Raw genomic sequence first — 11,387 nt, 5'->3', positions numbered from 1 at the left:
CGCATTCCCGATTTCGAACGCCTGTCGGACCGGCTGGACGCGGAGACCGGTTGGCGCGTGGTGGCGGTTCCGTCGCTGGTGCCGGATGAGGTTTTCTTCGATCATCTCGCGGCGAGACGGTTTCCCGCCGGGCGTTTCATCCGCAAGCCCGAGCAGCTCGATTACATCGAGGAGCCTGACGTTTTCCACGACGTGTTTGGCCATGTGCCGATGCTGGCCCATCCGATGTTCGCCGATTACCTTCAGGCCTACGGCAAAGGCGGCCAGCGCGCGCTCGCCGAATTCGGCGCCTTGAAGAATCTCGCGCGGCTTTATTGGTACACGGTCGAATTCGGGCTGATCGAAACGCCGGAGGGCCTGCGCATTTACGGCTCCGGCATTGTCTCGTCACGGGCGGAATCGGTTTACGCGCTGGAAAGCCCGTCGCCCAACCGCATCGGCTTCGACCTTGAACGCGTCATGCGCACCGAGTATCGCATCGACGATTTCCAGGAGAGCTATTTCGTCATTCCGTCGTTCAACGCGCTGCTGGCCGAGACCGCCAAGGATTTCGCTGCGCTTTACGCGCGTCTTCGCCACGGTCCGACCTATCGCCCCGGCGAAGTGCTGCCGCGCGATCGTATCGTGAACAGCGGCAGTCACAGCTACAAACCCGGCAGCCACGCGGCATGAGGCGGCCTCAGAAGCGCAGGCTGAAGGTGGCGCCGCCACCTTCGGTTTCGCCGACATAGACATCGGCGCCGTGCAGCATCGCGATCTGCTTGACCAGCGTCAGGCCGACACCGCAGCCCTGCGGCTTCGAGGTATAGAACGGCGCGAACACCTTCTCGCGCAACGCCGGCGGAACGCCGCGGCCGTTGTCCGCGACCGAAATCACAAGGCGGCCGAGCCCGTCGCGGCACCCCGACAGTGTCACCTGAGCGCCCGCCCGTCCGCGCAACTCGTCCATGGCGTTGCGCAACAGATTGATCAGCATCTGATCGAGCAGATCGGCGTCGGCGGTGACATCGAGCAGGTCGGGTTCGACCGTCATCCGAAAATCGATCGCGGCGGCTTCAAGATCAGCGGCCAGCAGACTGTGCAGCCGCACGAACACCCGCCGCACCGACAGCGTTTCCGGTTTAGCGGTGAAGCGATGGGTTAAGCGGCGATGGCTCTGCACGAACCGCATCAAGCCCTCGCTGCGCCGGGCCACGATTTCGAGCGCGTCCACCGCATCGCCGAGCGGCGGCGCATTGGGATCGCCCTCAGGCAATCGCGAATGAACATCGCGCACCAGCTCGTGCGCCGTGCCCGCCAGCGACGACAACGGCGTCAGCGAGTTCATCACCTCGTGCGCCATGGTACGGATCACCGTCTGCCAGGCGGCCAGTTCCTGCGCACTCAATTCGCTGGCGATATTGGTGAGCGAGACGATGCGGCGGCGCCCGCTGTGCACCACGATCTCGGTCGCCACGACCTTCAAATGCAGCGGTCGTGACGGGCGCTCAAGCCGCAACAGCGCCGTTTCGCCCGGCTTGATCGCCGCCAATCCCGCCGCGAACGCCTCACCAAAGCGGCTGAACTCCGCAACCTGCTTCAGCCGCGTCCCAAACAGGCGATGCGCCGCCGGATTGAGGAAATCCACCCCGCCGCCCTCGTCGAGCGCAATCAGCGCCACCGGCACATGCGCCATCAAGGTCTTCAGATAGCGCGACTGCTCCTCGCGTTCGGTGCGGCTCTGGCGCAGGCTATCGAGCACGCGCGTCATCGCCTGCCCGAGTTCCGACGTGGCCGGGTCTTGCGCCAGTCGCGCGAAATCCTGCGACACGTCGTCGAACGACAGCGCATCGAGGAAATGCGCCACATCGCGGTTGGCGCTCTCGGCAAAGCGGATCAGCAGCCAGACTTGCAGGCCGGCGGCAGCGGCCAGCAGCATGCCGGTCGCATACCATCGGGTTGCGAGCAGCACCCACGCCAGCCCGACGAAGGTGGCGCATAACAGCGCGGCGCGAGCCGCCACGCCGGCACGGAAGCGGCTATAGACCATGCTTCTGCATCCGCCGGTAAAGCGAGGCGCGGGTCAATCCCAACGCCTGCGCGGCGCGACTGACATTGCCCTTGTTCTGCACCAGCGCCTTGCTGATGGCATCGCGCTCCAGGCTGTCGAGATCGAGTTCGGCCGCGGGCGGCGCAGCGTGCCGCTCGGCGTTGAGGGAGAAATCGTCGGCCTCGAACACCGCTCCTTCGCTCAAGATCACGGCGCGTTCGACGGCGTGGCGCAGGGCGCGGATATTGCCGGGCCAATCGTAGGCACACAGCCGGTCGAGGGCCGCCGCCGTGAGCCGCCGCCGCGGCATGTTATATTTCTGGGTGTAGATCGCGATGAAATGCTCAAGCAGCAGCGGAATATCCTCGCGGCGCTCGCGCAGCGGCGGCAGCGTGATCTCGACCGTGTTGACGCGATAGAGCAGATCGGAGCGGAACACCTGCTCGTCGCGCAACTGGTGCAGCGGCATGTTGGTTGCCGAGATCAGGCGCACGTCGATCCGCTCGGCGCGGTCGCTGCCCACCGGCACGACTTCGCCGCGCTCCAGGGCGGTCAACAGCTTGGCTTGCAGATGCAGCGGCACATTGCCGATCTCGTCGAGAAACAGCGTTCCACTGGTGGCGGCGCGGAAGCGGCCGGTGCGATCGTCCTTGGCGTCGGTGAAGGCGCCGCGCTTGTGGCCGAACAGCTCGCTTTCGAACAGCGCGCCCGACAAGCTGCCGAGGTCTACCCGCAGGAACACTTCGTTGGCCCGCCGCGATTGGCGATAAATCTCGCGCGCCACCAGCTCCTTGCCGGTGCCGTTCTCGCCCAGGATCAGCACGTTGGCATCGGTCGGCGCGGCGCGGCGGATCAGATCGAATACCCGCCGCATTGCCGGCGACGCCCCGACCATCGCCAGTTCCGACTGGCCAGCCGCCACGAGCCCGCGCTGGCGCGTGCGCAGTTCCGCCGCTTCCGCACTGGCGCGCCGCAGATTGGCCGCGGACAACAGCGTCGCGATCAGGCGCTCGTTCTCCCACGGCTTCACCACGAAATCCGCAGCGCCGTGTTTCATCGCGCGCACCGCCAGCTCCATGTCGCCATGTGCGGTCACCAGCACGACGACGGTCTGCGGATCAATCGCCAGCACTTTGCCCAGCCATGACAGTCCTTCCGTGCCATCGTCGGCACCGCGTGCAAAATTCATGTCAAGCAGCAGCACGTCGAAGGCGCCGCTCCGAACGCGATCGGGCAGCAGCGCGGGATCGCGCAAGGTTTCCACGGAGGCGAAGTGGCGCTTGAGCAAAAGCCGTGCGGCGAGAAGGATGTCCTCCTCGTCGTCGACGACCAGAATGCGGGCGGAGCTGGGAAAAGCTGGGGGCATCGACTGTCCGGATTCGAACACCTGGCGGACAGGTGTACGCCTCCGGCCAACAAAAGTGAACGATCTTCACCCTAAACCCTTGAAGTTATGGGCGTGGCGGAGCGGCACGTCCCTTGCCCCCAAGGCTGGCATTGCTGATGGGGACGCACATGGACCGCCCGCTGAAACCCGACCTCGACGACGACCTTTCCGCCATGGACCGGGTCCTGCCCGACCGCTCCCGCCTCAAGCGCTATTGGCCGTATGGGCTGGCCGGACTGGTGGTGGTGATCGGCGCCGCGTGGCTGATGCTGGGCGGTGGCGGCCGGGTCTATCGCGTGCCGGAAGACCGGGTCACGGTCGGCACCGTCACCACCGGCATGTTCGAGGACTTCGCCGCGATCCGCGGTACGGTGGCGCCGTTCACGACGCATTACCTCACCACCGACCAGGGTGGCACGATCAAAGCGGTGCTGGTGGAAGACGGCACCCAGGTGAAGGCCGGACAGCCCATCCTGTTGCTCGCCAATCCCAAGCTGCAGCTCGAAGTCGCCTCGCAGGAAACCGAAACCGCGCGCCAGATGAGCGAAGTGCAGAACACCGAACTTCAGCTGGAACAGACGCGCCTCAATCACCAAAAGGAACTGCTCGACATCGAATTCCAGGTCGAAACCCTGACCGCAGACCTGCAGCGCGATCAGCGCCTCCTGGAAGCCAACGCGCTGCCGACGGCGACCTATGAAAAGGACAAGAGCAAGCTCGCCAATCAGCTGAAAATCCGCGACGCGGCGCAAACCTCGCACACCCGCATGGAACAGATCCGCCACGAACAGCTCGCCCAATTGAAGAACATGCTGACGCGGCTCGATACCAACCTCGACGCGGCGCGGCAAAGCATCGACTCGCTCACCATTCGCGCCCCGGTCGATGGCCAGCTGACTGCGCTCGATGCCGAAGTCGGCCAATCGAAGGCGGCGGGCGCGGTGCTGGGTCAGGTGGATTCGCTCGACCGCTTCAAGCTCACCGCCCAGGTCGACGAATTCTATCTCGGCCGCGTCCGCGCCGGCCAGCAGGCCCTGCCGACCATCAACGGCCGCGACTACAAGGCGGTCGTCAGCAAGGTTTATCCGCAGGTCGCCAACGGCACCTTCAAGGTCGATCTGGTGTTCTCCGGCGCCGCGCCGTCCGGCGTGCACAATGGCCAGGCGGTCGACCTCAGGCTCGAACTCGGCGGCGCGACCAAGGCGATGCTGATCCAGAACGGCCCTTTCTATCAGGATACCGGCGGCAATTGGGCCTTCGTGCTGCCAAAGAACGGCAAGACCGCCGTGCGCCGCGCCATCCACCTCGGTCGCCGCAATCCCGAATACATCGAAGTGCTGGACGGACTTGAACCCGGCGACCGCGTCATCGTTTCGAGCTATGCCGCCTACCAGAACATCGATCGCGTCGAACTCCAATCCAAATGAACAACGGAAGCACCCCCATGATCAGCCTCAAGAAGCTCAACAAGGTCTATCGCACTGCCGAGGTTGAAACCACCGCACTGCGCAGCATCGATCTCGACGTCAAGCCGGGTGAATTCGTCGCCATCATGGGACCGTCCGGTTGCGGCAAGTCCACGCTGCTCAACGTCATCGGCATGCTCGACCAGCCGTCGGGCGGCGAATACAGGTTCGACGGCAAGAGCATCGCGCAGTGGCCAGAGGCGCAACTTTCGGCTTTGCGCAAATCGGCCCTCGGCTTCGTGTTCCAGAGCTTCAACCTCGTCAACGAACTCAACGTCTTCGAAAACGTCGAGCTGGCGCTGCTCTATCACGGCGATGTCCCGGTGCGCGAACGCCGGCGCCGGGTCAAGGAGGCGCTGAAGCGGATGGGCATCGCCCATCGTGCCCGGCATATGCCGCAGCAGCTTTCCGGCGGCCAGCAGCAGCGCGTCGCCATCGCCCGCGCCGTCGTCGCCCAGCCGAAACTGATCCTCGCCGACGAACCGACCGGCAACCTCGATTCCGCCAACGGCGAGGAGGTCATGCAGCTTCTGACCGAGCTCAACCAGGACGGCACGACGATCGTGATGGTGACCCACTCCCATCCGCATGCGGAATATGCCCACCGCATCGTCACCCTGTTCGACGGCACCATCGTTGCCGAAAACGTGATGCGCTCGGCCTGAGGAAAACGCTGATGTTCTGGAATTATCTCACCGTCGCGATCCGCAATGCGCTTCGCCACAAGCTCTACAGCTTCATCAATGTCGCCGGATTGGCGGTGGCGCTGGCCGCGGCCATCCTGATCGGCCTCTATGTCCAGCAGGAATTGTCGTTCGACAACTGGCTGAAAGACGGCGAGCGGCTGTATCGCATCGAGATCACCTGGCAGCTTCCCGGTCAGGAACCCGTCAACAACGGTGCCGCCCCAGTTCCGCTCGGTCCGGCACTGGTGGCCGAAACCACAGGCGTCGCCGATCAGACCCGGATTCTCAGGCGCGGCCAGACGGTCGAAGCCGGCCATCGGCGCTTCCTGGAAGGAATCAACGTCGTCGACCGCAACTTCTTCACCTTCATCCGCCTGCCGTTGATCAGCGGCGATCCGGCGACCGTGCTGCAGCAGCCGGATTCCGTCGTGCTGTCCGAGACTGCGGTGACGAAATATTTCGGTGGCGGCGATCCGATCGGCAAGACACTGGTGTTCGACGGCGTGGCGCGGCGTGTGACCGGCGTCATGCACGACCTGCCCTACAATACCCAGTTCGCCGGCGATGTCTTCGTTCCCTATATGCCGCCGCCACCCTCGCCCGGCCAATCGGCGCGCGATTGGTCGACCTTTCCGGCTTGGACCTATGTCCGGCTTGCACCCGGCACCGATCCGAGCGTGATCCACGCCGCCGTCCCCGGCCTGTTCGCGCGCCATCTGCCGCCCGAGCTGCGCCAGGCGCTGGCCACCGTCTTCCACAACTCGATGGACAAGCTGGTCAACGCCGACGCAGTGCCGCTGCGCGACGTGCACCTGACCGCCGACCTTCGCCGCGGCATGAAGCCGGGCAACAGCAAAGCGATCGTCTATGGCTTTGCGGCCATCGCGGCCCTCATCTTGATGATCGCTTGCGTGAATTTCACTAATCTGGCGACGGCGCGCGCGTTCCTGCGCAGTCGCGAAGTCGGGTTGCGCAAAGTGGTTGGCGCCACGCGCCGGCAGCTCGTGACCCAGTTCCTCGTCGAATCCGTGCTGATGGCGCTGGTCGCGCTCGGCTTCGCGCTGGCAGCTGCGGAAATCCTGCTGCCGCTCTATGGCGGCCTGCTCGGCCACGCCATCACGCTCGACTACGTCGAAAACTGGCCGTTCGTGCTCGGCACCCTGTTGGTGGCGCTCGCCTGCGGTGCATTGGGCGGATTGTATCCGGCGCTGGTTCTGTCCGGATTCCGGCCTGCCGCCGCCCTGCGCCCGGCTGCCGAAAACCCGTCGCGGTCTGGCCTGCTGCGCCAGGCGCTGGTGGTGTTCCAGTTCGCCGTGTCGATCGGCCTCGGCATCGCCGCCTTGGTGATCTATGTGCAAATCGATTATGCGCGCCACATGGACCCCGGCTTCAACCGCGACAACATGGTCGTGGTCGACTTGCGCCAGTCGCAGCTCTCCGCTGAAGGTCGCAAGAGCCTGATGCGCGCGCTTGCCGACGGCCCCGCCGTTGCCGGCACCGCGCTGTCGATCACCGTGCCGGCGGACTCTGATTTCCGCGAGCTCAACTTTGCCCACGTTCAGGGCAACGCACAGAAGATCGCCATGCAGAGCATGTCGGTATCGCCGGATTTCTTCACGCTTTATGGCATCAAGCTGGTGGCGGGGCGCCAGTTCTCGGAGGACCGCGGCACTGACGTCAATTCCGGCAGCGGTCTCGAAGACAACAAAAACATCATCGTCGACGAGGACGCAGCACGCGCCTTCGGTTTCACACCCGAAAACGCGATCGGAAAATCCATCGATCTGGTCGGCTCCCACGCGACCATCGTTGGCGTGGTGCACAATGCGCTGTTCCAGGGCGCGCAAGCCGTCACGACCAAGGCGACGGTCTACTACTACAATCCCAACCACACCGATTGGCTGTCGGTACGCGTCAAGGGCGGCCACATTCCGGAAGCGGTCGATTTCATCGACCACACTTGGCGCCGCTTCGTTCCGACGACGCCGATCTCGCGCTCATTCGTGGACGAGAAATTCAATGCGCTTTACGCCGATGCCGAACGCCAGGGCGCGCTGCTGGCGGCGTTCGTCACCATCGCGGTGCTGATCGCTTGCCTCGGCCTGTTCGGACTGGCCGCCTTCGTCGTCGATCGCCGCACCAAGGAAATCGGCATCCGCAAGGTGATGGGCGCGACCAACGCCGACATCGTGCGGCTGCTGTTGTGGCAGTTCTCGGTGCCGGTGCTGTTCGCCAACATCATCGCATGGCCGGTCGCCTGGTACTATCTCGACCGCTGGCTCGCCGGCTTCGCCTATCGCATCGACCTCAACCCGCTCTACTTCACGGTTGCGGGCGTAGTGGCGCTGATCATCGCCTGGGCCACGGTCATCGGCCACGCCTTGCGGGTCGCCCGCGCCAATCCCATCCATGCCTTGCGTTATGAATGAGGCTTTTCGTTTCATCGAAAGAAGCACATCATGAAAATTCGATCGCACATCGCCGCTGCATTCCTGCTGACAACCTGCTTCGCTGCTGCTTCGGCCGAAACGCCGCTGCCGCCGGTGCAGGTCACGGGCGGCGCACTCACCGGCACCACCAGCAACGACGTCAATCACTTCTTCGGCATTCCCTATGCCGCCGCGCCGACCGGTGACAATCGCTGGCGCGCGCCGCAGCTGCCGACGCCGTGGACTGGCGTCCGCCAAGCCGTCGCGTTCGGACCGGCCTGCCGCCAGACGGTCAACTGGATCAAGGAACCGCAAAGCGAGGATTGTCTCAGTCTCAACATCTGGGCGCCGACAAAACCGGGCAAATATCCGGTGATGGTGTGGATTCACGGCGGCGGCTTCGTCGGCGGATCGGGCGCGCAGATGGGCGCCGATGCCGGCAACGCGCTGGTGGCGAACGGCGTCATCCTGGTGACGCTGAATTATCGCCTTGGAGTGTTCGGGTTCTTTGCCCATCCCGATCTCAGCGCCGAGGCCGACCGCAGCTCGGGCAATCAGGGCATTCTCGATCAGGTCGCGGCGCTGAAATGGATCAAGGCCAACATTGCGGCGTTCGGCGGCGATCCCGAGTGCGTCACCGTGTTCGGGCAGTCGGCGGGCGGCGGCGCGGTGGCGGCGCTGACGATGACACCGACGGCCGCGGGCCTGTTCCAGCGTGCCATTGCCCAAAGCGGCACCACCGATACCATCCCCGACCTCGCCACGGCCGAGAAACGGGGCTCCGATTTCACCGCCAAGCTCGGCGCGGCCCACGTCGCCGATCTTCGTAAGATGGACGCCGACACCTTGCTGAAACAAGCTTGGCATCCCGAGGTCACCACAAGCCCCGCGATCTCCGGCGACATGGCGCACAGCTATGCCGCGGGGCAGCACAATCCGGTGCCGATCCTGACCGGCTGGAATGGCGATGAAGGCAAGGATCTGGCGCAAGACGCGCTCGGCACGCCGATCACCGCCGCGAAATATCAGGCGCTACTGAACGGATTTTTCGGCCCCAGTGCAGCGACCGTGCTGTCGATGTATCCGGGCCGGACCGACGCGGAAGCGGAGACCTCGGCCTATCGCTTGGGCACCGACCTCGCCGGGCTGGCGGCGTATCGCTGGGCCGATCAGCAGCTGAAGGCCAAAGCGCCTCCGGCCTATGTCTACTACTTCATCCATCGCCCCGCCGCGCCGACGACGCCATGCACTTACGGCTGCAATGCCGGACATGGCGCCGAAATACCCTTTGCCTTTGACATGCTCGGGCTCGATCCGCGCGCCTGGACCGCCGACGACAAGGTGATTGCCGACCGCATGATCCGCTATTGGACCAATTTCGCGAAAACCGGAAATCCCAACGGGGACGGCCTGCCCAACTGGCCGGCGTTCGACGGCACGCCCGCCGGGGTTCGCGTGATCGGGACCGACGCGGAAATCAAGGAGCGCGGCACCTTCCCCGATTTCTCGCCGCTCCTCACTCTTGGTCATCGCTGAGGCATGCGATGACCCACGCCACTGGCACCCCCGGCCTTGTCGAAACCGCCGCATCTCCCTGCGCCTTTTCGGCTACCCCCCAGATGCCGGCGGGTGCCAGACGCACGCATCGTTCGGGCTGGGAGCGTCGCAAGCGCTCCCGTCCCGGCGAAATCGTGGCCGCGGCAGCCGATATGTTTGGGCGTTTCGGCTATCAGCGTACACGGATGATCGACATTGCCCAGGTCGCCGGCGTGACCAAAGGCACGATCTATCTCTATTTCCACTCCAAGGCGGACCTGTTCGCCCACTGCAGCGCGAGCCGGGTGGATTACTTGCTCGACAGCAGCTCGCATAGCTTCGGAAGCTCGACGAACAGGTCGCCGACCAGACCGTAATCGGCCATCTGGAAGATCGGCGCATCACCATCCTTGTTGATGGCGACGATGACCTTCGATTCCTTCATGCCGGCAAGGTGCTGGATGGCGCCCGAAATTCCCACCGCGATGTAGAGATCGGGGGCGACGATCTTGCCGGTCTGGCCGACCTGGAAATCGTTCGGCGCATAGCCGGCATCGACCGCGGCGCGACTTGCTCCGATCGCTGCACCAAGCACATCGGCCAGCTTTTCCATCAGCGCGAAATTCTCCTTCGAACCGAGGCCGCGGCCGCCCGACACCACCACCCGCGCCGAGGCCAGTTCGGGGCGTTCGGTCTTGGCGATGTCGCGACCGACAAATGCCGATTGCTCGGGATCGGCCGCAGCGGCGATCGTCTCGATTGGCGCGGCGCCGCTATCGCCCGCGGCTGCAAACGCGGTGGCGCGCACGGTGATGACTTTTTGCCGGTCTTTGCTCTGGACTGTCGCCAGCGCGTTGCCGGCATAGATCGGGCGCACGAAGGTATCGGGCGCCACCACAGCGACAATGTCGGACACCTGCGCCACATCGAGCAGCGCGGCGATGCGGGGCGCGACGTTCTTGCCGAAGGTGGTGGCAGGCGCAAGGATCGCGTCGTAGCCCGCGGCGAGGGTCATCACCAACGCCGTGACCGGCTCAGCGAGGCCAGAGCGATAGCCCGGCGCATCGACGCTCAGCACCTTGTCGACTGCGCTGATATGCGCGGCGGCTTCGGCTATCGCGACGGCCCCGGCGACCAGCACATGCACCGGGCCGCTGGCAAGTTCCTGCGCGGCGGTGACGGTGTTGCGCGTTGCCGGCGACAGCGCCGCGTTGTCGTGTTCGGCGATGACGAGAACAGCCATGTCAAATCACCTTCGCTTCGTTGCGGAGTTTATCGACCAACGCGGCGGCATCGGCCACGCGCACGCCCGCCTTGCGTTTCGGCGGCTCTTCGACCTTCAGCGTGGCGAGGCGCGGCGTCGCGTCGACGCCGAAATCGGCGGGGCTCGCGACATCGAGCGGCTTCTTCTTGGCCTTCATGATGTTGGGCAGGCTGGCGTAGCGCGGCGTGTTGAGGCGGAGGTCGGTCGTCACCACCGCGGGCAGCGAGAGGCTCAGAGTTTCCAGCCCGCCATCGATTTCGCGCGTCACCACCGCGCGGCCATTTTCCAGCACCAGCTTGGAGGCGAACGTGCCCTGCGGCCAGCCGAGCAGCGCCGCCAGCATCTGCCCGGTGGCGTTCATGTCGTCATCTATCGCCTGCTTGCCGAGGATGACCAGCTCCGCCCCTTCCTTCTCCGCCACAGCCTTCAGCAGCTTGGCCACGGCCAGCGGCTCCACCGCCACCTCGGTCTCCACCAGCACGCCACGGTCGGCGCCCATGGCCAGTGCCGTGCGAATCGTCTCCTGCGCCTGGGTCACGCCGACGGACACGGCGACGATCTCGGTCGCCACACCCTTCTCCTTCAGCCGC

At 64.9% G+C, this 11,387-nt stretch carries 10 protein-coding genes; 6 read left to right on the top strand and 4 right to left on the bottom strand.

Going from position 1 to position 11,387, the window contains the following annotated elements; all coding sequences use genetic code 11:
- Positions 1 to 672, top strand: a 672-nt coding sequence (gene phhA / locus AC1P6P_RS18865) for a phenylalanine 4-monooxygenase (RefSeq protein ID WP_481403991.1), incomplete at its 5' end; no start/stop codon positions are given.
- A 7-nt stretch (positions 673 to 679) separates the two neighbouring features.
- Here the strand turns inward: phhA and AC1P6P_RS18860 are convergent.
- A complete protein-coding gene (locus AC1P6P_RS18860) occupies positions 680 to 2,029 on the bottom strand; it encodes a sensor histidine kinase (RefSeq protein WP_481403990.1) in 1,350 nt (449 codons plus the stop codon).
- Complete coding sequence (locus tag AC1P6P_RS18855; RefSeq protein WP_481403989.1) at positions 2,019 to 3,395, bottom strand: sigma-54-dependent transcriptional regulator; 1,377 nt, start codon at positions 3,393 to 3,395, stop codon at positions 2,019 to 2,021. Before AC1P6P_RS18855 ends, AC1P6P_RS18860 begins: the two co-directional genes overlap by 11 nt.
- 149 nt (positions 3,396 to 3,544) lie before the next feature.
- Here AC1P6P_RS18855 and AC1P6P_RS18850 point away from each other — a divergent pair, with 149 nt between their 5' ends.
- The 5 genes from AC1P6P_RS18850 to AC1P6P_RS18830 are packed head-to-tail and all read left to right on the top strand — an operon-like array spanning position 3,545 to position 9,910.
- Positions 3,545 to 4,843, top strand: coding sequence for an efflux RND transporter periplasmic adaptor subunit (locus AC1P6P_RS18850; RefSeq protein WP_481403988.1), 1,299 nt, complete (start codon positions 3,545 to 3,547; stop codon positions 4,841 to 4,843).
- A 17-nt stretch (positions 4,844 to 4,860) separates the two neighbouring features.
- Positions 4,861 to 5,547, top strand: a complete 687-nt coding sequence (locus AC1P6P_RS18845; RefSeq protein ID WP_481403987.1) for an ABC transporter ATP-binding protein — start codon at positions 4,861 to 4,863, stop codon at positions 5,545 to 5,547.
- A gap of 11 nt (positions 5,548 to 5,558) precedes the next feature.
- Complete coding sequence (locus AC1P6P_RS18840; RefSeq protein WP_481403986.1) at positions 5,559 to 7,997, top strand: ABC transporter permease; 2,439 nt, start codon at positions 5,559 to 5,561, stop codon at positions 7,995 to 7,997.
- Between the two features lie 30 nt (positions 7,998 to 8,027).
- Positions 8,028 to 9,533 carry a carboxylesterase/lipase family protein gene (locus tag AC1P6P_RS18835; RefSeq protein ID WP_481403985.1) on the top strand — a complete coding sequence of 502 codons (1,506 nt, stop codon included), beginning with the start codon at positions 8,028 to 8,030 and terminating at the stop codon, positions 9,531 to 9,533.
- Positions 9,534 to 9,541: 8 nt separating this feature from the next.
- Complete coding sequence (locus tag AC1P6P_RS18830) at positions 9,542 to 9,910, top strand: TetR/AcrR family transcriptional regulator (RefSeq protein ID WP_481403984.1); 369 nt, start codon at positions 9,542 to 9,544, stop codon at positions 9,908 to 9,910.
- Here the strand turns inward: AC1P6P_RS18830 and AC1P6P_RS18825 are convergent.
- Both AC1P6P_RS18825 and AC1P6P_RS18820 read right to left on the bottom strand, forming a co-directional pair.
- Entirely contained in the window at positions 9,844 to 10,776 is a 933-nt protein-coding gene (locus tag AC1P6P_RS18825) for an electron transfer flavoprotein subunit alpha/FixB family protein (RefSeq protein WP_481403983.1), read from the bottom strand. The genes AC1P6P_RS18830 and AC1P6P_RS18825 overlap by 67 nt on opposite strands.
- A gap of 1 nt (position 10,777) precedes the next feature.
- On the bottom strand, positions 10,778 to 11,387 hold a 610-nt coding region (locus AC1P6P_RS18820; RefSeq protein ID WP_481403982.1), incomplete at its 5' end, for an electron transfer flavoprotein subunit beta/FixA family protein.

The organism is Rhizomicrobium sp. (assembly GCF_056722145.1).
Note: the sequence above shows the minus strand (reverse complement) of the source record. Positions and strands in the feature narration are given on the sequence as shown.

Excerpts from the sequence above, each read along its gene's own strand:
- AC1P6P_RS18860 (WP_481403990.1), bottom strand. The coding sequence starts at position 2,029 with ATGGTCTATAGCCGCTTCCGTGCCGGCGTGGCGGCTCGCGCCGCGCTG.
- AC1P6P_RS18855 (WP_481403989.1), bottom strand. The coding sequence starts at position 3,395 with ATGCCCCCAGCTTTTCCCAGCTCCGCCCGCATTCTGGTCGTCGACGAC.
- AC1P6P_RS18850 (WP_481403988.1), top strand. The coding sequence starts at position 3,545 with ATGGACCGCCCGCTGAAACCCGACCTCGACGACGACCTTTCCGCCATG.
- AC1P6P_RS18845 (WP_481403987.1), top strand. The coding sequence starts at position 4,861 with ATGATCAGCCTCAAGAAGCTCAACAAGGTCTATCGCACTGCCGAGGTT.
- AC1P6P_RS18840 (WP_481403986.1), top strand. The coding sequence starts at position 5,559 with ATGTTCTGGAATTATCTCACCGTCGCGATCCGCAATGCGCTTCGCCAC.
- AC1P6P_RS18835 (WP_481403985.1), top strand. The coding sequence starts at position 8,028 with ATGAAAATTCGATCGCACATCGCCGCTGCATTCCTGCTGACAACCTGC.
- AC1P6P_RS18830 (WP_481403984.1), top strand. The coding sequence starts at position 9,542 with ATGACCCACGCCACTGGCACCCCCGGCCTTGTCGAAACCGCCGCATCT.
- AC1P6P_RS18825 (WP_481403983.1), bottom strand. The coding sequence starts at position 10,776 with ATGGCTGTTCTCGTCATCGCCGAACACGACAACGCGGCGCTGTCGCCG.